Raw genomic sequence first — 22,056 nt, forward strand, 5'->3', positions numbered from 1 at the left:
GCAGCTCAAGAGGTTGTTCGCACGGGCGCGCGAGAGGCCTCTATTCCCGTGCCTCCACCCTTTTCCGCGATATTTCTTCAGCCATCATCATGCCCACATACCGTTCCAAAACCTCCACCGCCGGCCGCAACATGGCAGGTGCGCGCTCGCTGTGGCGCGCCACCGGCATGAAAGACGACGATTTCTCGAAACCGATCATCGCGGTCGTCAACTCGTTCACGCAGTTCGTGCCCGGGCACGTGCACCTGAAGGATCTCGGCCAGCTCGTCGCGCGCGAGATCGAGGCCGCCGGCGGCGTCGCGAAGGAATTCAACACGATCGCGGTCGACGACGGCATCGCGATGGGCCATGACGGCATGCTCTATTCGCTGCCGAGCCGCGACATCATCGCCGACTCGGTAGAGTACATGGTGAACGCGCACTGCGCGGACGCGATGGTGTGCATCTCGAACTGCGACAAGATCACGCCGGGGATGCTGATGGCCGCGATGCGCCTCAACATCCCGGTGATCTTCGTGTCGGGCGGCCCGATGGAAGCCGGCAAGACGCGCCTCGCGAACCCGATCACCAAGACCGTCGAACTGAAGAAGCTCGACCTCGTCGACGCGATGGTGATCGCGGCCGACCAGTCGTATTCGGATGCCGACGTCGCCGAAGTCGAGCGCTCGGCCTGCCCGACCTGCGGCTCGTGCTCGGGCATGTTCACCGCGAACTCGATGAACTGCCTGACCGAAGCGCTCGGCCTGTCGCTGCCCGGCAACGGCACGGTCGTCGCGACGCACGCGGATCGCGAGCAGCTGTTCAAGCGCGCCGGCCGCCGCATCGTCGAGCTGACCCGCCAGCACTACGAGCAGGACGACATGCGCGTGCTGCCGCGCTCGGTCGGCTTCAAGGCGTTCGAGAACGCGATGACGCTCGACATCGCGATGGGGGGTTCGACCAACACGATCCTGCACCTGCTGGCGATCGCGCGGGAAGCCGGCATCGACTTCACGATGAAGGACATCGATCGCCTGTCGCGCATCGTGCCGCAGCTGTGCAAGGTCGCGCCGAACACGAACAAGTACCACATCGAGGACGTGCACCGTGCGGGCGGCATCATGGCGATCCTCGGCGAACTCGAGCGCGCCGGCAAGCTGCACACCGACGTGCCGACCGTGCACGCGCCGACGCTGAAGGATGCGCTCGACCAGTGGGACATCGTCCGCACGGAAGACGAAGCGGTCCGCACGTTCTACCTCGCCGGCCCGGCCGGGATCCCGACGCAGGTCGCGTTCAGCCAGAACACGCGCTGGCCGAGCCTCGACCTCGACCGCGCCGAAGGCTGCATCCGCTCGTACGAGCACGCGTTCTCGAAGGAAGGCGGCCTGGCCGTGCTGACCGGCAACATCGCGCTCGACGGCTGCGTGGTGAAGACGGCCGGCGTCGACGAAAGCATCCTCGTGTTCGAGGGCTCGGCTCACGTGACCGAATCGCAGGACGAAGCGGTCGAGAACATCCTGAACGACAAGGTCAAGGCCGGCGACGTGGTGATCGTGCGCTACGAAGGCCCGAAGGGCGGCCCCGGCATGCAGGAAATGCTGTACCCGACGAGCTACATCAAGTCGAAGGGCCTCGGCAAGGCATGCGCGCTGCTGACGGACGGCCGGTTCTCGGGCGGCACGTCCGGCCTGTCGATCGGTCACTGCTCGCCGGAAGCGGCAGCGGGCGGCGCGATCGGCCTCGTACGCGACGGCGACAGGATCCGCATCGACATCCCGAACCGGACGATCGACGTGCTGGTGTCGGATGAGGAACTCGCGCGTCGCCGCGAAGAGCAGAACGCGAAGGGCTGGAAGCCGGCGCAACCGCGCCCGCGCAAGGTGTCCGCTGCGCTGAAGGCCTATGCGAAGCTGGTGATGTCGGCCGACAAGGGCGCCGTGCGCGACCTGTCGCTGCTCGATGACTGACACCGGGCGACGGGCCGCGCGAACGGCCCGTCTGCGTGAACCAGAAGCCGCTCTCCGGAGCGGCTTTTTTTCGTCCGGCGCCGGCCCGAAGCAGCGGCACCCGTGCCGCCAATCGATCAATGACGAAACTCGTCGGTGCCGCCCAATCCGGCTCCAGCGCCGCCGCCGCGGTTACCGCCGCCGCCGTGATTCCCGCCGCTGTTTCCACCGCCTTGCGGCCGTGCGCCGTAACCGCCGCCGCCGCCCTGCTGGTACGTCGGCGGCGCCATCATCCGCGCCGCGCCCCCGCTGGGGGCGGGCGGCTGCGCCGGCGGCGGCGCGGGCTGACGAGCGCCGGGCATCGGCGCAGGCGCGGCCTGCGGCGCCGGCGCGCGGTTCGGGCCGTTCCAGCCGCCGCGCGTGGCCGACGGCCGCGCATCATGCCGCTCCGGTGGCGCACCGCCCGGCGCGCGCTGGATCGGCCCGCCCGGCTGCGGGTGCCCGTAGGCGGGCGGCATCCCGCCGGGGCCGATGCGCGGCTCGGCACGACGCTCCCAGCGGTCGCGATCGTGAAACCACGGCCGATGGCGGTAATAGCGATCCCAGTACGCGCCGATCGCAAACCCGGTCACCGGCACGCCGATGATCGCGCCGTATTCGAGCAACGGCACGTAATTGCCCTGGTACGGATAGTCGAGCTGCTCCGCGTCGATCCAGCCGCGCACGCCCGGCAGCGCGACGTCGCACCACGAGTAGTCGCTCAGGCAACCGAACACGTCCAGCGCGGTGCCGGGCGGAATCTGTGCGACGACCGGATAATCGGGTGCCGGCCCCGCATAGATTTCGGCCGGCGAGTTCGTGTAGGCGCTGCTTTGCGCGTCGGCGACGCCCGGCACCGCGGCGATGCCGAACAGGACGACGCAGAGACTGCGGATGATCGTGTTGCTCATGATGCTCTCCCGCGCGGTGCCACCGCGCGTCATTCAGTGTCGATGGCCCCCGCCCCAATGGCCGCCTCCCCAGTGGCCGCCGCCCCACGGACGGTGCCAGTACCCGCCCCGGTAGCCGCCGCCCCAATGCCCCCAGAAACCGAGGCCAATCGAGACGGGCGGCCCATACCAGCCCGGGTAGTACCCGGGATAGTAGGCCGGGTAAGGCACGTAGGCCGGCGCGAGATACACCGGGGCCGGTACGTAGGTGTTATCGTCTGCCGGCGGCGGCATCGCGGGCGTCGGCGGCGCGACCGGTCCGGCGGTTGCCGGCGCCACCGGGATCTCGCGCTGCGACACCGTGGCAGGCACGGGTGCGTAATACGGCGCATAGCCGTATGGGCCGGTGTAATAACAGCCGCTCAGCGCGAGCATGGCCAGCGCCATGACGGCAGGCCGCGCGGCGGGAATCGGGTTCATTCGAGGCTCCGCAGGGAATGGCGCGTCGCCGCGTGGCGCGCGCCTGACTCTAGCTTACGTCCCCTGCATATTTCTGCGGGTTTGATCCGTTACTTTTTGTTTCGCGGCAACGAAGAACGGGGCGCGACCGAGCGGGCATGCCGCATGCTCGCGCGTCAGCCGCACCGGCGTTGAAGTTGGCGCAAATGCCCTCAAGTTGGATATCGAGTCAGGCTGGCCGGCGCGGACGGGCGTTCGCGGCCCCCGGGAGCCTGAAACCCGCGGACTTCGGCCCGCCCAGACAGGAACGCGGCTCGCGCCGCCATCGACATGACTACGCCACGCCCCACGCTTCGGGCGGACACGCCCCTCGATCCGATCATCCAGTTGCTGGCGCTTGCCGGCGAACAGGGTTATCTGACGCACGCCGACCTCGTCGACGCGCTGCCGCCGGAAAGCGACAGCCCCGACGCGCTCGACGTCGTGCGCGCCGCGCTTGCGGACATCGGCATCGCCGTGCTCGACGAACCCGCCGCGCCGGCGCCGTTCGCGGGCGCGGCACCGGTCGACGTCGATCGCGACGCCCTCGACGAGGGCCGCGCGCTGCTCGGCGATCTCGCCCGCGGCACCGGTGCATCGACCGATCCGCTCGCGCTCTACATGCGGCGCATCCATGCGGTGCCGCTGCTCAAGCGCGAGGACGAAATCGTGCTTGCCCGCGAGATCGAAACCGGCCGCCATCAGATCCTGCACGCGCTCGCCGGCTATCCGGCGGCCGTCGAGGCGCTGCTGGCGCGCCATGCCGCAACGCGTTCAACCGGCGCGGCCGCCAACGAAGGCGATGACGTCGACGACGGCGGAGGCGACACGCCGGCACCTGCGCGCTACGACACGCTGTATGACGCGATGGCGGCCGTGCGCGACGCATTGCACGCGCAGGGCTGCCGTTCGGCCGAGTATCGCGACGCGCGTAACCGTCTGGCCGCGCTGCTCGGTTCGCTCGCATGGGTTGCACCGGCCGTCGACGAAGCGAGCCGCGTCTTGCGCGCACTCGCCGCCGCACCGGTCGCAGCCGGGACGGATGCCCCCGCGTGCGCCGACGCCGCGTGCTTCGACCCGGTCGCGCGGCGCGCGCTCGGCGCCGCGCTGAGCGACGGCCAGCAAAAAGTGCGCGACGGTACGCGCGCGATGCTCGAGGCGAACCTGCGCCTCGTGTTGTCGATCGCGCGCAAGTACATGAACCGCGGTGTCGACCTGCCCGATCTCGTGCAGGACGGCTGCCTCGGCCTGATGCGCGCGATCGAGAAATTCGAATACCGGCGCGGCTTCAAGTTCTCGACCTACGCGACCTGGTGGATCCGGCAGGCGGTCGCGCGCGCGGTGGCCGACCGCTCGCGCACGATCCGCGTGCCCGTGCACGTCGGCGACCAGTACCAGCGCGTGCAACGCCATGCGCTGCGCGTGCGCCAGCGCACGGGCCGCCGCGCGACGCCGGCCGAACTCGCGGCCGAGACCGGGCTCGCCGAGGACAAGTTGCGCGCGGTGCTCGCGCTGCCGGCCGAGCCGCTGTCGCTCGACACGCCGCTGCCCGACGCGGATACCGGACTGGTCGACCTGCTCGAGGACCAGGCATCGGCGAGCCCGTTCGAGCGTCTGGCGGACACGCGCATGCGCGAATGCGTGACGTCGCTGCTGCGCTCGGTCACGCCGGCCGAGGCTGACGTGCTGCGCCGGCGGTTCGGCCTCGGCGGTGCCGAACCCGACACCTACGATGCGATCGCGCAGGACGCGGGGATGTCGCGCGAACGTGTGCGGCAGATCGAGAAGCGCGCGCTCGCCACGCTGCGCATGGCCGCGGAGGCCGAGGGCGCGCAGTCGTTCCTCGACGCGTAACGGGTCGCACGTTCGTGCCGCACGCCGGCACGAACGTGCGCGGACCGGTCCCGCCCGTGCAACGTTTGCCATTGATGCGCATCAAATTTTGCTCGTCGCTTGCCGTGACAATGTGCTGAAATAACACTTGGACCCGGGGCGTTGCGCGCCGTGTCCGTTCCGTTTGCACATATCCAGGCTCCGCACATGCAAACGACCATCGGCCAAACACACGAGGAAAACCGGCAGATCGCGGCCTGCTTGAGCGAGGCCGCGCAGTTGCTTGCCGACCAGGGCGCGAATCCTTATCGGGTGGCCGCCTACCGCGCATCGGCCGATACGATCGAGTCGCTCGAAGACGGTATCCGCACGCGGTTCGACGCGGGCGGCGTCGATGCGCTCGGCGCACTGCCGGAAATCGGCACGGGCGTCGCGCAGGCGATCGCCGAACTGCTGGTGACCGGACGCTGGCGGCTGCTCGACCGGCTGCGCGGCGACGCGGAGCGCACGTCCGCATTCGAAGCCGTGCCGGGCATCGGCCACGCGCTCGCGCTGCGGATTCACGACCAATTGCACATCGATACGCTCGAGGAGCTTGAACGCGCGGCCCGCAGCGGCCGACTCGATGCGATTCCGGGCGTCGGCCCGCGGCGCGCGGCCGGCATCCGCGCGGCGCTCGACGACGTGCTGAGCCGGCGCCGGCGCTGGCAAGGCCACGCGCGCGACGCCAGCCTCGGCACCGAGCCGCCGGTCGAACTGCTGCTTTACATCGACCGCCTGTACCGCAACAAGGCCGCCGCCGGCATCCTGCCCACGCTCGTGTCACGTCGGCTGAACGCGGACGTGAGCATTCAGCCGCCCGTGATGCACATGACGAAAGGCGGCTGGCATTTCACCGCGCTGTGCCCGTATCCCGTGCGTCCGCAGGCGTCCGGTCGCACTGCGGACTGGGTCGCGCTCTACTTCTACGATGCGTTGCAATGCGAGAACCAGCGGACCGTCGTCACCGAAACGCTCGGCTCGCTCGTCGGCAAACGCATCGTGCGCGGACGCGAGATGGAATGCCGCGTGTATTACGCGGGATGAGTCGCTCGGGAGGCCAGCCGCAGCAGTACGGCCGCCCCGTGGCACGCTCGAGCGCCCACGCTTCGACAAACCGGACCGCCTGACCGCTTACGCGCCTTCCGCCTTCGTGCGGCGCGCCGGATGACGATGCGCCACGATGCGCAACAGCTTGCGGAACGACGGACACTCGAGATGACTCGGCGCCGGGCAGACGGCCGCGTGCCGCAACGCGTCGCGCACCGCGCCGAGACGGCGGATCGTGCGATCGAGCTCGTCGGCCTTGTCGTCGAGCTTCGCGCGATCGATCGCGGGCCGGCCGTCCGCGCCGAACATCGCGAGGATGTCGTCCAGCGAAAAGCCGGCCTCGCGGCCGAGCGCGATCAGCGCAAGACGCTCCAGCACCGACTCGTCGTACTGGCGCCGCAGCCCGTGACGGCCGTTCGGCGCGATCAATCCCTTTTCCTCGTAGTAGCGCAGCGTCGACGCGGGCAATCCCGAGCGGCGCGCGACTTCGGCGATGTCCAGACGGCTCATGCTCGATCTCAAGTGAACTTGAAGTTGCAACATGGCCGCTCGACTCGTTCGACACAAGCCTGGACCGCCATGCCCCCGCCGAAACCGACTCGCGTCCCGACGTCCCGACACGCCGCGTCGCCGCGACCGTTCGGGCTGGCGGCGCTGGGTCGTCGAGCACCGCGCACCGCGTTCATTCGCCGCCGCTGTCGATCAGGTTGTGGCGCACGCGCCCGAGCAGGCGCACGAGCGTGTCGCGCTCGTCGCGCGTGAAGCCGCGCAACCCGTCGTCGGTGACAGTGTCGCCCACCTCCAGCATCTGCGGAAAGATGTCACGCGACTTGTCGGTCAGCCGGATCACGAACGCGCGGCGATCGTCGTCGTTCGCGATGCGTTCGATCCACCCGCAGCCTTCCATCCGGTCGAGCAGCCGCGTCAGCGAGATCGGCGTGATCTCGAGCCATTCCGCGAGCCGTGCCTGATTCATCTCGCCCTTCCACGTCAGGTATGCGAGGACGCGGCTTTGCGCGCGCGTCAGTCCGAGGCGCTTCGCGCGTCGGTCGAACAGGCGTCCTTGCAGACGGGCCACATCGGAAATCAGGTAGCCGATCCGGTTCTCGTAAGTCTTGTCCATGCGGCGATTATAGGGGCAGGCCGGGAATCGCCCACGGCTCGGGTCAAGCGATGAGCACGAATATAATAAGCGTGCTTATAATTCGAGCCATACCGGATCGCCGCCCACGGCGACTGCCCCACGGAGACACCCCGCTTGAATCCCGCCGCCGCCGACGCCGCCTCGCCGCCCGCCCTCAACCGGCCGATGCTGACCCTGTCGATCATGCTCGCGACGCTGATCCAGACCCTCGACGGCACGATCGCGAACGTCGCGCTGCCGCATATGCAGGGCACGCTGTCCGCGTCGCAGGACGAAATCACCTGGGTACTGACCTCCTACATCGTCGCCGCGGCGATCGCGACGCCGCTGACCGGCTGGCTTTCCGATCGCCTCAGCATGAAGCGGCTGCTGACGCTCTCGATCGCGGGCTTCACGATCGCGTCCGCGCTGTGCGGGCTGTCCGAGTCGCTCGTGCAGATCGTCGGCGCGCGGCTGCTGCAGGGCGTGTTCGGCGCCGCGCTGGTGCCGCTGTCGCAGTCGATCCTGCTCGACATCAATCCACGCGAGAAACAGGGCCAGGCGATGGCGATCTGGGGGATGGGCGTGATGGTCGGCCCGATCCTCGGCCCGACGCTCGGCGGCTGGCTCACCGACAGCTACAACTGGCGCTGGGTATTCTTCATCAACGTGCCGATCGGCGCGTTCGCGCTGGCCGGCGTGCTGACCTTCCTGCCGGCGCGCGCGCCGCGCCCGCACGTGAAATTCGATGCGTTCGGCTTCGCGACGCTCGCGCTCGCGATCGGCGCGTTCCAGGCGATGCTCGACCGCGGCGAACAGCTCGACTGGTTCGGCTCGTACGAAATCCGCATCGAGGCGCTCGTCGCCGCCCTCGCCTTCGCGTTCTTCCTCGTGCATACGGCCACCGTCAGCAAGGCGTCGTTCTTCAAGTCGGAGCTGCTGCGCGACCCGAACTTCGCGACCGGCACGCTGTTCATCTTCGTCGTCGGCGCGGTGCTGTACGCGACGCGCGCGCTGTTGCCGCCGATGCTGCAGAACCTGATGGGCTATCCGGTCGCGACGACGGGCCTCGTCACCGCGCCGAGCGGCGCCGGCACGATGATCGCGATGCTGTTCGTCGGGCGCTTGTTGAAATACGTGGATGCGCGTGCGCTGCTGTTCGCCGGGCTGGCGATTTCCGCGCTCGCGCTGTGGCAGATGATGCAGTACACGATCGTGCTGTCCGAGGCGGACATCGTGTGGCCCGGGGTGGTCCAGGGCTTCGGGCTGGGGCTCGTGTTCGTGCCGCTGAGCGCGCTGTCGTTCTCGACGCTGCAGCCGGAGCTGCGCGCGGACGGCACGGCCACCTACAGCCTGATGCGCAACATCGGCAGCAGTATCGGCATCTCGATCGTGCAGACGCTGATGACGCGCAACACGCAGGTCGCGCATGCCGACCTCGCGACCCACATCACGCCGTTCGCCCCGGCCGTGCAGGCGATGGCCGGCAGCCACGTCGACATCGCGCTGCTCGACCGCACGATCAACCAGCAGGCCGCGATGATCGCCTACCTGAACGACTTCAAGCTGATGTTCGTCGCGACGCTGCTGATGATCCCGCTGTTGCTGCTGATCCGCCCGCCGCAGAAAACGGCGAGCGCCGACATCGCGCACGCGGCGATGGATTGACGATGCGACGGGCGCATGCCCGCCGCGGGCCGCAACGTCAGGCCTTCATCGTCCCGGTGCGCACGTAGCGTTCGTGCCACGACAGCGCCTCGGCGAGCAGGTGCGGCGTGTGCTTGCCGAAGCTCTCGCGCGACGCGCGCTCGAAGTAGTCCTCGAGCATCGGCCGGTAGTCGGGATGCGCGCAGGTCGCGATGATCTTGCGTGCGCGCTGCTTCGGCGACAGGCCGCGCAGGTCGGCGAGCCCCTGCTCGGTGACGACCACCGCGACGTCATGCTCGGTATGGTCGACGTGGCTCGCCATCGGCACGATCCGCGAGATCGCGCCGCCCTTCGCGGTGCTGGCCGACATGAAGCACGACAGATAGCCGTTGCGGGCGAAGTCGCCCGAGCCGCCGATGCCGTTCTGGATCTTCGTGCCCATCACGTGCGTCGAGTTCACGTTGCCGTAGATGTCGGCTTCGATCATCCCGTTCATCGCGATGCAGCCGAGGCGGCGCACGAGTTCCGGATGGTTGCTGATCTCCTGCGGGCGCAGCAGGATCTTTTCGCGGAACGTCGCGATCTCGTCGGCGAATCGCTGCACGGCGGCCGGGCTCAGCGACAGCGCCGTGGCCGACGCGAAGCTCAGCGTGCCGTCGTCGAGCAGGTCGAGCATGCCGTCCTGGATCACTTCGGTGTACGCGGTCAGGTTCGAGAAGCCAGCCGAGCTCAGTTCCGCGAGCACCGCGTTCGTGATGTTGCCGACGCCCGACTGCAGCGGCAGCAGGTTTTCCGGCAGGCGGCCGCGCTTCACTTCGTGGCGCAGGAAGTCGATCAGCTGATGCGCGATCTGTTTCGACGTGGCGTCCGGTGCGGAGAACGCATTGCTGCGGTCCGGCGCGTCGGTCTCGACGATCGCGACGATTTTCTCCGCCGGGCAGCGCAGGTACGGCTCGCCGATCCGGTCGTCGCTTTTCGTCAGCGGAATCGGCTTGCGGTGCGGCGGCAGCGCGGTGCCGTAATAGACGTCGTGCATCCCGTCGAGACCGAGCGGCTGGCGCGAGTTGACTTCGAGGATCACGTGCTTCGCCTGCTCGAGCCACGTCTTGTTGTTGCCGATCGACGCGGACGGAATCAGCAGCCCGTCCTCGCGGATGCCCGCGACTTCGACGATCGCGACGTCGAGGTCGCCGTACAGCCCGAACCAGGCGTATTGCGCGACGTGGCTCAGGTGGACGTCCTGGTAGTCGACTTCACCGGCGTTGATCTTGTCGCGCAGCGTCGGGTCGGACTGGTACGGCAGGCGCATCGAGATGCCGTTGGTGCGGGCGAGCGCGCCGTCGAGTTCCGGCGCGGTCGATGCGCCCGTCAGCACGTTGATCCGGAAGTCCTCGCCGCGCGCGTGGGCCGCGTCGATGTGGGCGGCGAGCGCGGCGGGCACGGCCTTCGGATAGCCCGAGCCGGTGAAGCCGCTCATGGCGACGGTCATGCCGGGACGGATCAGCGCGGCAGCTTCGTCGGCGGTGCGGACGAGCGAACGCAGGGCGGGAGCGAGGATGCGTGAAGAAGACATGGCTGTATATCTGACGCTTTTGGTCTGTCGTTGACGTCGCGGGGGGGTGTCTCCTGAGCGACGCGAAGCCCTTGGGGCCGCGAGGGGCGGCCCGGCACCACGGGCACGGTCGGAGTATCGCAGACGTCATCGCCGCGAAATGTCCGCTGGATGCAAAAGATACTTGCTGAATGCACCGGGTATCGAACGACAGTTCTGTGACAGCCGCAAACGCATGCGTCCGAAAGGTGCGCGAAAGCGGACCGCCAGTTTGCCGCGCGAAAATTACGAACGGCTGAACGTCAATCGGCCGATACCCTTCCAGATTAGTCACATCAACGCGAAGAATCTGCATGCGATGGCCGGTCGTTGATCGACGCGGCTGATTGTCGCCCGACACGGCTTTTGCAGGCCTGATGCACATCAACGCTCCGACGCGTGCGAATCGCCGCCAAACCCGCGTGCAAGGCCCGTCAGCCCTTGACAGCCGCGTGATGCGAACCACACTGGATCAGGTAAGGTCCGCCTGTGCGAACGCCGTGTCGCGCATCCGGTTTGCAACCTGCCGATGTCCGGAATGCGCGGTAACACTCCCGTATGTCAGGACATTGGTCGAATAAAAAGCAACAAATTACAATTCCGTATATATTTCGCCGATGGACCAAAGAAAAACCTCTACACGTTCCGAACCGCCCCTGCCGCGCACCTGGGATGCACGGCTCGCGCGCGCGCTCGTCCGGCCGCTGATCGACACGCCCGTTACCCCGAATCACCTCACCACCCTTCGTCTGCTGATCGGCCTCGCCGGTGCCTGGTGCCTTGCGCAAGGCGGTTTCGGCTGGAGCAACGCGGGCGCATTCCTGATCGTGCTGTCGAACTTCGTCGACCACACCGACGGCGAACTCGCGCGCATCAGCGGCAAGTCCAGCAAGATCGGTCACTTTTACGACCTCGCGGCCGACGCGCTCGTGACGGTCGCGCTGTTCGTCAGCATGGGGCTCGGCATCGTCGCCCAGGGCGGCCAGATGGCCGCGTCGCCGGTACTGCTCGGCGCGCTGGCCGGCGCAGCCGTCGCGCTGATCTTCTTCCTGCGCATGCGGATCGAATCGATCGCCGGCAAGGCCGGCACCAAGCAGGCGTTCGCCGGCGGCTTCGAGACGGAAGACGTGCTCTACCTGCTGCCGATCGTGACGCTCGTCGACGGCGTCCAGCCGTTCCTGCTCGCGGCATCGATCGGCGCCCCGCTGTTCGCCGCGTGGGTCGTGATCGACTGGTGGCGCATCGTTCGGCGCGGCAACCTTCCGCACGAAAACACCGAGCAGCCCCAGGTTTTCGTGTCCCGCTCGGGGGGCCTGGCGCGCAGCGACAGGTCCGGGGGCGCTCAAAGTTCAACTGAAATCCAGGCTTCCAAATGACTCCTAGCACGCGCGACGACTCCGTGCTGAGCCCGGCACGCCCCGCGCCTGCGCGCGCGGCAGCGGCCGATCCCGATCGCACCGTGGCCGACTGCGTCGGCCGTCTCGACCTCGCGCGCCTGCGCGGCGACTACACGCGCCAGGGGTCGTTCCTGTATCTCGACGCATTCCTCCCGGCCGACGCGCACGCGAAGCTCGCGGCCGCCGCCCGCGCGATGCAGGCGGGCCTGAACCGCAATTACCTGCCCGGCCACAAGCAGGGCGGCAGCGTGAGCCGGCACACGATCGACGAACAGGCGCCGTACATCGCCGAGCTGTACCGGTCGAAGGCGCTGATCGGTTTCCTCGAGAAGATCACCGGCGACAAGCTGATGCTGTCGCCGGACGACGATCCGCACGCATACGCGCTGTACTACTACACGAAGCCGGGCGACCACATCGGCTGGCACTACGACACGTCGTACTACGACGGCCGCCGCTACACGCTGCTGATCGGCGTGATCGACGAGTCGTCGTGCCGGCTCGACTACGAGCTGCATACGCGCAATCCGGACGTGCCCGACGAGCCGGGCTCCGTGCAGATCGCCGACGGCGGCATCGTGCTGTTCGACGGCGACAAGCTGCGCCATCGCGTCACGCCGCTCGGCCAGAACGAGACGCGCGTGTCGCTCACCTTCGAATACGTGACCAACCCCGGCATGCGGCCGTGGAAGCGCTTCATCTCGAACATGAAGGACGCGATCGCGTATTTCGGTTTCCGCCAGGTGTTCAAGCAGCTGGCCACGCGACGGTCGACCGGGTCATGACACGCGCCGGCCTGATCCTGCTGTCCCTCGGAACGGCACTGTTCGTCGCCCTGCTCGCGTGGCAGGGCGTCGGCGCCGTCGCGTCGACGTTTCTCGCGGCCGGCTGGGGCCTCGCGCTCGTCGCGGCGTTCCACGTCGTACCGCTCGTGATCGACGCGCTGGCGATCTCGGTGACGTTCCGCCACGGCCAGCCGGGCGCCGAGCTTGGCAACGCGCTGCGCGCGCGCTGGGTCGGCGAATCGGTGAACAGCCTGCTGCCCGCCGGGCAGATCGGCGGCCCGGTGCTGATGGTGCGCCACCTCGCGCAGCGCGGCACGCGGATGGCCGATGCGGCCGCCGCGGTCACCGTGAGCACGACGATGCAGGCGCTCGCGCAGATGGCGTTCGCGCTGATCGGCATCGCCACGTTCAGCCTGTATGCGACGCACGAGTCCGTCGCCCACCTGCGCACGCCGGCGCTGATCGCCACCGGCGTGCTCGGCGCCCTCGCCGTCGCGTTCTACGTGGCGCAGCGGCGCGGGCTGTTCGGCCGCGGGCTGCGTCTCGCGTCGAAGCTGCTCGGCCCGCGCGACTGGTCGTCGCTCGCAACCCGCGCGGACGCAATCGACGACGCCGTCGGCGCGCTGTACCGCGATCGTGCGAAGGTTGCGAAGACCTTCGCACTGAGCCTCGTCGGCTGGATCGTCGGCACCGCCGAAGTGTGGCTCGCGCTGCACTTCCTCGGGCACCCGGTGAGCTGGCTCGACGCGCTGCTGCTCGAAAGCGTCGGCCAGGCGATTCGCGGTGCGGCATTCGCGATCCCGGGCTCGCTCGGCGCACAGGAAGGCGGTTACCTGCTGCTCGCCCCGCTGGTCGGCCTGCCGCCCGACGCGGCGCTCGCGCTGTCGCTCGCGAAGCGCGCGCGCGAACTCGCGCTCGGCCTGCCCGGCCTGCTCTATCTGCATTTCAGTGAAAGAAACTGGCAGCGGCGCCGCGCGCCGCAGCCCATCGCCGACTGATCGTTCAGATCCGTCGGCTTTTTGGTTGGAGAACCCATGCGAGCCATCATTCTTGCGGCAGGCCTAGGCTTGCGCCTGCAACAACCGCCCGAGGCGCAATTCCCGAAGTGCCTGCTGCGCTTCGACGACGTGTCGCTGCTCGAGCGCCATCTGCGCGTGCTCGACGCCGCCGGCGTCGATGAAATCGTGCTCGGGCTCGGCTTCCAGTCCGGGAAGGTCGAACAGGAACTCGAGCGCCTCGGCCGCAGCGCCGAGATCGTGCTGAACGAGCGCTACGACCTCGGCAGCGTGCTGACCGTGCACACCGTCGCCGACGCGATGACGCGCGGCGGCGACGTGCTGCTGATGGACGCCGACGTGCTGTACGACGAGAACATCCTGCACGCGCTGGTAGCGGATCCGGACAAGTCGGTGGACCGCCTGCTGATCGATCGCGATTTCGAAGCCGGCGACGAGCCCGTCAAGCTGTGCCTGAAGAACGGCGTGCCGGTCGAGCTGCGCAAGCAGCTCGCGGTCGACCTCGAGTACGACACGATCGGCGAGTCGGTCGGCTTCTTCCGCTTCACCGAAGGCACCGCGCGCCGCCTCGCGACGATCGTCGCGGGCTACGTCGACAGCGGCCGCGCGAACATGCCGCACGAGGAAGCCGTGCGTGACCTGCTGCTCGAAGGCGGTCATTCGTTCGACGTCGCCGACGTCACGGGCTCGCCGTGGATCGAGATCGACTTCCCGAACGACGTCGCACGCGCCACACAAGAAATTCTCCCCCTGATTCAACGCACGACCGCAGGAGCCGCACGATGAACGCACGCGAACCCAACTTCTCCGAATCGCGCAGCGCACGCCTGCGCCGCATGCTCGTCAGCAGCGACCTCGAATTCCTGATGGAAGCGCACAACGGCCTGTCGGCACGGATCGTCCGCGAAGCCGGCTTCAAGGGGATCTGGGCATCGGGCCTCGCGATCTCCGCGCAGTTCGGCGTGCGCGACAACAACGAAGCGAGCTGGACGCAGGTCGTCGACGTGCTCGAGTTCATGGCCGACGCGAGCGACCTGCCGATCCTGCTCGACGGCGACACCGGCTACGGCAACTTCAACAACGTGCGCCGCCTCGTGAAGAAGCTGGAGCAGCGCGGCATCGCCGGCGTGTGCATCGAGGACAAGCAGTTCCCGAAGACGAACAGCTTCATCGACGGCGAGCGCCAGCCGCTCGCGGAGATCGACGAGTTCTGCGGCAAGATCAAGGCCGGCAAGGATTCGCAGAGCGATCCCGACTTCTCGATCGTCGCGCGCGTCGAGGCGCTGATCGCGGGCTGGGGGATGGACGAGGCGCTGCGCCGTGCGAACGCCTATGCGGAAGCCGGTGCCGACGCGATCCTGATCCACAGCAAGCTGTCGCGCCCGGACGAGATCCTGCAGTTCGCGCGCGAATGGAGCGGCAAGGCGCCGCTCGTGATCGTGCCGACCAAGTACTACAGCACGCCGACCGACGTGTTCCGCCAGGCCGGTATCAGCACCGTGATCTGGGCGAACCACCTGATCCGTGCGTCGGCATCGGCGATGCAGTCCGTCGCACGCGAAATCCACGAAAACCAGACGCTGATCAACGTCGAGGACCGCGTCGCGTCGGTCAACGAAATCTTCCGCCTGCAGGACGCCGACGAATACTCGGCAGCCGAGCGCATCTACCTGTCGTCGTCGTCGCGCGCGTCGAACGCGGCGATCGTGCTCGCCGCGAGCCGCGGCAAGGGCCTCGAAGCCGTGACCGAGGACAAGCCCAAGGTCATGCTGCCGGTCGCCGGCAAGCCGCTCTTGCGCTGGCTCGTCGACGGCTTCAAGAAGCACGGCGTGAACGACATCACCGTGGTCGGCGGCTATCGCGCCGACGCGATCGACACGTCGGGCATCAAGCTCGTCGTCAACGAGCGCCATGCGCAGACGGGCGAACTCGCGTCGCTCGCATGCGCGGCCGAACGCCTGACGGGCGACACCGTGATCTCGTACGGCGACCTGCTGTTCCGCAGCTACATCCTGCGCGACCTGGCGGAGAGCGAGGCCGAGTTCAGCGTCGTCGTCGATTCGTCGCTCACGGAGACCAACCAGAGCGTGCGCGACTTCGCGCTCTGCTCGGCGGCAGACGATCGCGGCCTGTTCGGCCAGAAGACGTATCTGCAACGTGTATCGAGCGACGTCGCCGCAGGCACGCCGCACGGCCGCTGGATCGGCCTCTTGAACGTGCGCGGCGCAGGCGTCGATCGCCTGAAGGCGATGCTCGCGACGCTGCAGGCGCGCCCGGATTTCGACACGCTCGACATCCCGTCCCTGCTCAACGAACTGATCGCCGCCGGCGAGAAGATCGAGGTGCAGTACGTGCACGGCCACTGGCGCGGCGTCAACGACCTCGAAGACTTCCGCCGCGCGGGCGACTTCGCGCACGGCCAGACGCCGCTGTCGGAGCCGGGTGCCGGCAACGGGGGCGCGCAATGATCGAAGCGGCCCAGTTTGTCGAGGCCGCGCGCGAACGCGGCTTCGACTGGTACGCGGGCGTGCCCTGCTCGTACCTGACGCCGTTCATCAATTACGTGCTGCAGGACCCGACGCTGAATTACGTGTCGGCCGCGAACGAAGGCGATGCGGTCGCGCTGATCGCGGGCGCGACGCTCGGCGGCAAGCGCGGCATTGCGATGATGCAGAACTCGGGGCTCGGCAACGCGGTGAGCCCGCTGACGTCGCTGACCTGGACGTTCCGCCTGCCGCAACTGCTGATCGTCACGTGGCGCGGCCAGCCGGGCGTGGCCGACGAGCCGCAGCACGCGCTGATGGGGCCGATCACGCCGGCGATGCTCGACACGATGGAGATCCCGTGGGAGACGTTCCCGACCGACCCCGAACAGGTCGGCCCGGCGCTCGACCGCGCGATCGCGCACATGGACGCGACGGGCCGCCCGTACGCGCTCGTGATGCAGAAAGGCAGCGTCGCGCCGTATGAGCTGAAGGCGAATCCGGCCGCGCAGCCGCGTGCGCATGTCGCCGCGCAATCGTCATCGCGCGCCGAAGCGCCCGCCGCGTGGCCGACCCGCCACGACGCGCTGCAGCGCGTGATCGCGCACACGCCGGTCGATTCGACCGTCGTGCTCGCATCGACCGGCTTCTGCGGCCGCGAACTCTACGCAATCGACGATCGCCCGAACCAGTTGTACATGGTCGGCTCGATGGGTTGCGTGACGCCGCTCGCGCTCGGCCTCGCGCTCGCGCGCCCCGACCTGCGTGTCGTTGCGGTCGACGGCGACGGCGCCGCGCTGATGCGCATGGGCGTGTTCGCGACGCTCGGCACCTATGGTCCGTCCAACCTCACGCACGTGCTGCTCGACAACGGCGCACACGAATCGACCGGCGGCCAGGCAACCGTGTCGCGGCATGTGTCGTTCGCGGGCGTCGCGGCCGCGTGTGGCTACGCGTCGGCCGTCGAAGGCGACACGCTCGACGTTCTCGATGCGACGCTCGCGACGCAAGCCGACGGCGTGCAGTTCGTGCGCGTGGCGATCCGCACGGGCGTGCCCGACGGCCTGCCCCGCCCGACCGTCACGCCGGTCGAGGTCAAGACCCGTCTGATGCGGCACATCGGCGCCGCGCAGACCGAAGCCCACGTTGAAGGAGCCCATTGATGCTGCTGCTGAACCCTGGCCCCGTCACGCTCACCGAACGCGTGCGCCGCAGCCTGCTGCAACCCGACCTGTGCCATCGCGAAAGCGAATTCTTCGATCTGCAGGATGAAGCGCGTGCGCGCCTCGTCGCCGCCTACGCGCTCGATCCGGCCGAATGGGCCGCCGTGCTGATGACGGGCTCGGGCACCGCCGCCGTCGAGAGCATGATCGCCGCGCTCGTGCCGCAGGACGGCAAGCTTCTCGTGATCGAGAACGGCGTGTACGGCGAGCGCATCACGCAGATCGCGACGCAGTACGGAATCGCGCACGACGTGCTGAAGCACGAATGGATGCAGGCACCCGATCTCGCGCAGATCGCCGCGCGTCTCGACGCAGGCGGTTATTCGCACGTCGCGGTGATTCATCACGAAACGACGACCGGCCGGCTGAATGACCTCGGCGCGATCGCCGACGTGTGCCGCGCACGCGGCGTGAAAATGCTCGTCGACGGCGTCAGCAGCTTCGGCGCCGAAGCGATCGATTTTGCCGGCGGCGTGATCGACGCGGTCGCCGCGACCGCGAACAAGTGCCTGCACGGCGTGCCGGGTGCCGCGTTCGTGATCGTGCGCCGCAGCGCGCTCGCGAACGCCGCGAGCCGGACCTACTACCTCGACCTCGGCCGTCTGGCGAAGCTGCAGGATCAGCGCAACACGCCGTTCACGCCGTCCGTGCACGCGTACTACGCGCTCGTCGAGGCGCTGCGCGAGTTCGACGAAGCCGGCGGCTGGCGTGCGCGCCATGCGCACTACAAGGCGCTCGCCGACCAGGCGCAGGCCGGGCTCGCGGCGCGCGGAATGCCGCTCGTGCTGCCCGAAGGCGCATCGTCGGTCGTGCTGCGCGCGTATCGGCTGCCGCAGGGCGTCACGTACGAGACGCTGCACGACGGCCTGAAGGCGCGCGGCTTCGTCATTTATGCGGGGCAAGGCGGGCTGTCGAAAGAACTGTTCCGGATTTCGACGATGGGCGCGATTGGCGCGGCCGATGTCGAGCGGTTGCTGGAAGGGTTTACAGCGTTGACGCAATAAGCGTTGCTCCTTCGTCCATCAGAGGCCCGCAAGGGCCTTTTTTGTTGTTCGAGAAGTAGCGGGAGTATCGACCGGCCCCCCCTGCCCGCAGCCGTTCGACTTGCCGCCACGCCGCACGGATGTCGTCACGGCACTCAACTCTTGTCCGAACCTGTCGTTAACGCAGGGTGGCTGCCCTTGGGAGGGCGATGCTTCCGCGTCTGGATGCACTGGGCGTGCGATCGCCGAATGTGGTGCCAACGGTCACGGCACCGCGCTCGCCGCCTCGAACGACGGGGCAATACCCCGCTTGCGAGTTCGATGAGTACGCAACCATTCGAGCGAGCGACATCGGATCTTGCCTGCCGCCGCAGACGAGCCCGCCGGTTGCCGGATCGCAATGCGCCGGCAAGGTATTTCGTGTTGGTTAGAGAATGTATCCGAACAGTTACGATGTCCCGATTGCGCGCCTGGTCGCGCGTCAGATTCTGTCTTGCGCACCTGACACGCCGGTGCGAGAGGTCGCACGACGCATGTTCGCCGAGCACTGCAGCTCGATCGTCGTGATGCAGGACGACCAGGTCGTCGGGATCTGGACCGAGCACGATGCACTGTCGGCCGGCGACGATCCGCGCGGGCTCGATCGGCCGGTCGGCGAGGTGATGAGCCATCCGGTGCTGACGCTCGAGGCCAGTACGCCGCTGGGTGAAGCTGCGATGAAGTTCACGCAGTCGGGCGTGCGGCACTTCGTGGTGGTCCGGGATGGCGCCGCGATCGGTGTGCTGACGCAGACCGACGTCGTCGTGAACCAGGGGCCGGAATTCTTCCTCCACCTGAAGCCGATCGAATCGATCTCCGTCCATCCGCCCGTCGTCGTGCCCGAGCATGCCGCGCTGCATGCAGTCATCGCGCAGATGCGCACGCAACAGCTCGATGCGATCCTCGTCGGCTACGACGACGGCGAGCGCGGCATCCTGACCGAACGGGACGTCGTCCGGCTCCTGGCGGACGGCGGGGCCCAAGGCGCGGTCGGGGCCTTCGCCAGCAGGCCGCTGCAGATGCTGTCCGCCCGGCAGAGTCTGTATGCCGCGCAGCGCTTCATGACCGAGCACAACATGCGGCACGTCGGCATCCAGGACGAGAATGGCAAGCTCACCGGGCTGCTCTGTTTCGCGGACGTGCTGAAGAGCATCGAGCACGAATACGCGAACGAGCTGCGCAGCGCCTTGCGCGAGCGCGACGAAGCGCTGGGTCTCGCCCGCTTCAACCTGCGCATGGCGGATCGGGTGTTCGAATCGGCGCTCGAAGGCATCATGGTGACCGACCGGCATGCGAAGATCGAGCGCGTCAACCGGGCCTTCACGCGCCTGACCGGATACACCGAGGACGAAGTGATCGGGCGCAACCCGGGCCTGCTGAGTTCAGGGCGCCAGACGCCCGAATTCTACAAGCAGCTGTGGCATTCGCTGACCACCGACGGCCACTGGCAAGGCGAAATCTGGAATCGCCGCAAGACCGGCGAGCTGTTTCTCGAATACCTGACGATCACCAGCATTCGCGACAACGCAGGCGAGATATCCCACTACGCGGCAATCTTTTCCGACATCACGCAGCGGCGCCAGGCGGAGGAACGGCTGGGCTATCTCGCCACCCACGACGTGCTCACCAATCTCGCGAACCGGGCGCTGTTCGAGGAGCGGCTCGCGCACGCGATCGTCCAGGCGAAGCGACTCGGTCGCAAGGTCGCGGTGATGTACCTCGATCTCGACCGCTTCAAGCTGGTCAACGATACGCTTGGCCACAACGCCGGCGATGAGGTGTTGAAGATCGTTGCGGGACGCATCGTCGCGGAAGTACTCGCGAACGACACTGTGGCACGCATGGGCGGCGACGAATTCGCGCTCGTGCTCGAGGAGTTCGACGACGTCCGCGACGTCGGGCGCATTGCGCGCAAGCTGCTGGACGAAGTGGCGCGACCCATCGATATCGGCGGTCGCGAGGTCTTCGTCACACCGAGCATCGGCATCAGCATCTATCCGGACGACGGGATCGAGGCGGAGCACTTGATCCTGCTCGCGGACCAGGCGATGTACGGCGCGAAGAGTCGCGGCAGGAACGTGTTCCAGTTCTTCGAGAGCAAGATGACGTCGTCGGCGATCGAGCAGCTGGATATGCTCGGCGAGTTGCACCGCGCGCTCGAGCAGAATGAATTCCGCCTGTTCTACCAGCCGCAATTCGATCTGGCCAGCGGCCGGATCGTCGGCGTGGAGGCGTTGCTGCGCTGGTTGCATCCACGCAGGGGGCTGGTACCGCCGGGCGAGTTCATCGGGCTCGCGGAGCGGTCCGCGCTGATCGTCCCGATCGGCCGGTGGGTGCTCCACGAAGCCTGCCGCCAGGCGTGCCGCTGGCTCGACGAGGGTTTCGAGTTCGGACGTGTGGCGGTGAACGTGTCGGCACGGCAATGCCTTACCGACCATTTTCTCAGCGACCTGACGACCATCCTCAGCGAAACCACGTTGCCGACCGAATGCCTACAGCTCGAGCTGCTCGAAAGCATGGCGATGAACACCCGCGAGGAAATCGGCATCCTGCTGCGCGAACTGGCGATCCGGGGGATCAGCCTGGCGATCGACGATTTCGGGACGGGATATTCGTCGCTGGTGTATCTGAAGGATCTGCCCGTCGATACGCTGAAGATCGATCAGTCGTTCCTCAGGGACTGCGGTTCGGGCAGCACGGACGACGCGATCGTGCGCGCGATCGTTGCGATGGGCCGCGCGCTGGGGCTCGACGTCGTGATGGAAGGCGTAGAGACGGAAAAACAACTGGCCTTCCTGAAGGAGATCGGTTGCCATCAGGGGCAGGGTTTCCTGTTCGCGCGGCCACAGCCCGCCGACCAGTTCGTCGGGATCTTGTCGCACCACAGCGCGAAATTGCTGGTGGAATGAACCTTCCCGGCAGCGGGCACATGCGACTGCAAGCAGCGCTCAGAGATCTCCACGCACTTCACCGGTTCCGAGTGCGCTCCGCTGCCGGTTGACTTCCGCCCAAAGCTCATCGCTGTCGTCATCGCGCAGCAGGACCATGTTGTCCAGCTGATCGTCGGTCACGCCGAAGTATTCCAGGATTTCCCGGCGAACCGCGTCGATGAACTGCGCGTATTCCGGGGTTGCCTGGGCCTGCGCGTGCAGGGCGTCGTATTCTGCATCGTCCGCGCCGCCGCCATGCTCGTCGATATAGCGCGAGATCCACTGGTCTCGTTCGCGGTCGTAATCGGCTTCGGCGCGCATCGCTTGCACAGCCGTGTGGAAATCCAATTGGGCAAACGCGGCGATCGCCGCCGTTGTCGCCTCGTCGAATGTAGTCGTCATTCCATCTCTCGTGTCAGTCATGGCACATCATCGCACGGGCCGCATCCGGGCAGGTGCCTCGAATCCGGACCGCGCAAGACGCCGCGGTCGGGGGGCACGCGTTCCAGTGCGCCACTCGTCGTGGCCGCCCGAGAGACAGGACACGCATTTTGCTGCACCG

At 67.7% G+C, this 22,056-nt stretch carries 18 protein-coding genes; 12 read left to right on the plus strand and 6 right to left on the minus strand.

The genetic code is table 11. The features are described from left to right. The first annotated feature begins 89 nt into the window (after nt 1-89). Nucleotides 90-1,949 (plus strand): dihydroxy-acid dehydratase, encoded by a 1,860-nt coding sequence (gene ilvD, locus DIE11_RS28975; protein WP_059607831.1) that lies wholly within the window; start codon nt 90-92, stop codon nt 1,947-1,949. Nucleotides 1,950-2,065: 116 nt separating this feature from the next. On the opposite strand, the gene DIE11_RS28980 is transcribed toward ilvD, so the two are convergent. After that, on the minus strand, nt 2,066-2,878 hold the full coding sequence (locus DIE11_RS28980; protein WP_124628734.1) for an SH3 domain-containing protein: 813 nt from the start codon (nt 2,876-2,878) through the stop codon (nt 2,066-2,068). Nucleotides 2,879-2,911: 33 nt separating this feature from the next. Next, nucleotides 2,912-3,337, minus strand: a complete 426-nt coding sequence (locus DIE11_RS28985; protein WP_124628736.1) for a hypothetical protein — start codon at nt 3,335-3,337, stop codon at nt 2,912-2,914. A gap of 309 nt (nt 3,338-3,646) precedes the next feature. Between DIE11_RS28985 and DIE11_RS28990 the strand changes: the two genes are divergently transcribed. Both DIE11_RS28990 and DIE11_RS28995 read left to right on the plus strand, forming a co-directional pair. Further along, the gene (locus DIE11_RS28990) at nt 3,647-5,209 is read left to right on the plus strand and encodes a sigma-70 family RNA polymerase sigma factor (protein ID WP_124628738.1); all 1,563 of its coding nucleotides are present in this window, start codon (nt 3,647-3,649) and stop codon (nt 5,207-5,209) included. A 186-nt stretch (nt 5,210-5,395) separates the two neighbouring features. Beyond that, complete coding sequence (locus tag DIE11_RS28995; RefSeq protein WP_124628740.1) at nt 5,396-6,274, plus strand: helix-hairpin-helix domain-containing protein; 879 nt, start codon at nt 5,396-5,398, stop codon at nt 6,272-6,274. 87 nt (nt 6,275-6,361) lie between these two features. On the opposite strand, the gene DIE11_RS29000 is transcribed toward DIE11_RS28995, so the two are convergent. Further along, nucleotides 6,362-6,787 carry a helix-turn-helix domain-containing protein gene (locus tag DIE11_RS29000; protein WP_124628742.1) on the minus strand — a complete coding sequence of 142 codons (426 nt, stop codon included), beginning with the start codon at nt 6,785-6,787 and terminating at the stop codon, nt 6,362-6,364. Between the two features lie 172 nt (nt 6,788-6,959). Beyond that, nucleotides 6,960-7,400 carry a MarR family winged helix-turn-helix transcriptional regulator gene (locus DIE11_RS29005; protein WP_059466290.1) on the minus strand — a complete coding sequence of 147 codons (441 nt, stop codon included), beginning with the start codon at nt 7,398-7,400 and terminating at the stop codon, nt 6,960-6,962. Between the two features lie 135 nt (nt 7,401-7,535). Here DIE11_RS29005 and DIE11_RS29010 point away from each other — a divergent pair, with 135 nt between their 5' ends. Further along, entirely contained in the window at nt 7,536-9,068 is a 1,533-nt protein-coding gene (locus tag DIE11_RS29010; RefSeq protein ID WP_124628744.1) for an MDR family MFS transporter, read from the plus strand. 37 nt (nt 9,069-9,105) lie between these two features. Here the strand turns inward: DIE11_RS29010 and DIE11_RS29015 are convergent, their stop codons facing one another. Next, a complete protein-coding gene (locus DIE11_RS29015) occupies nt 9,106-10,620 on the minus strand; it encodes an acetyl-CoA hydrolase/transferase family protein (protein WP_059607826.1) in 1,515 nt (504 codons plus the stop codon). 635 nt (nt 10,621-11,255) lie between these two features. Here DIE11_RS29015 and DIE11_RS29020 point away from each other — a divergent pair. The 8 genes from DIE11_RS29020 to DIE11_RS29055 all read left to right on the plus strand — a co-directional run bounded on the left by DIE11_RS29020 (nt 11,256) and on the right by DIE11_RS29055 (nt 21,473). Continuing rightward, a complete protein-coding gene (locus tag DIE11_RS29020) occupies nt 11,256-12,014 on the plus strand; it encodes a CDP-alcohol phosphatidyltransferase family protein (RefSeq protein ID WP_124628746.1) in 759 nt (252 codons plus the stop codon). Continuing rightward, nucleotides 12,011-12,820 (plus strand): 2OG-Fe(II) oxygenase, encoded by an 810-nt coding sequence (locus DIE11_RS29025; protein WP_059607824.1) that lies wholly within the window; start codon nt 12,011-12,013, stop codon nt 12,818-12,820. Before DIE11_RS29020 ends, DIE11_RS29025 begins: the two co-directional genes overlap by 4 nt. Continuing rightward, the gene (locus DIE11_RS29030) at nt 12,817-13,818 is read left to right on the plus strand and encodes an HpnL family protein (RefSeq protein ID WP_124628748.1); all 1,002 of its coding nucleotides are present in this window, start codon (nt 12,817-12,819) and stop codon (nt 13,816-13,818) included. Before DIE11_RS29025 ends, DIE11_RS29030 begins: the two co-directional genes overlap by 4 nt. Before the next feature lie 36 nt (nt 13,819-13,854). Beyond that, the gene (locus tag DIE11_RS29035; protein WP_124628750.1) at nt 13,855-14,622 is read left to right on the plus strand and encodes an NTP transferase domain-containing protein; all 768 of its coding nucleotides are present in this window, start codon (nt 13,855-13,857) and stop codon (nt 14,620-14,622) included. Then, nucleotides 14,619-16,304: a phosphoenolpyruvate mutase gene (gene aepX / locus DIE11_RS29040; RefSeq protein ID WP_124628752.1), complete on the plus strand. Its 1,686-nt coding sequence runs from the start codon at nt 14,619-14,621 to the stop codon at nt 16,302-16,304. The genes DIE11_RS29035 and aepX overlap by 4 nt, the downstream gene beginning before the upstream one ends. Next, a complete protein-coding gene (gene aepY / locus DIE11_RS29045) occupies nt 16,301-17,482 on the plus strand; it encodes a phosphonopyruvate decarboxylase (protein ID WP_124628754.1) in 1,182 nt (393 codons plus the stop codon). Before aepX ends, aepY begins: the two co-directional genes overlap by 4 nt. After that, entirely contained in the window at nt 17,482-18,546 is a 1,065-nt protein-coding gene (locus DIE11_RS29050) for a 2-aminoethylphosphonate aminotransferase (RefSeq protein ID WP_124628756.1), read from the plus strand. Before aepY ends, DIE11_RS29050 begins: the two co-directional genes overlap by 1 nt. Before the next feature lie 413 nt (nt 18,547-18,959). Then, on the plus strand, nt 18,960-21,473 hold the full coding sequence (locus DIE11_RS29055) for an EAL domain-containing protein (protein WP_124628758.1): 2,514 nt from the start codon (nt 18,960-18,962) through the stop codon (nt 21,471-21,473). Between the two features lie 39 nt (nt 21,474-21,512). Here DIE11_RS29055 and DIE11_RS29060 read toward each other — a convergent pair whose 3' ends face one another. Continuing rightward, nucleotides 21,513-21,896, minus strand: coding sequence for a hypothetical protein (locus DIE11_RS29060; RefSeq protein ID WP_059607817.1), 384 nt, complete (start codon nt 21,894-21,896; stop codon nt 21,513-21,515). Nucleotides 21,897-22,056 lie beyond the last annotated feature (160 nt).

The sequence above is a fragment of the Burkholderia sp. Bp9012 genome (assembly GCF_003853825.1).
Classification (GTDB): domain Bacteria; phylum Pseudomonadota; class Gammaproteobacteria; order Burkholderiales; family Burkholderiaceae; genus Burkholderia; species Burkholderia diffusa.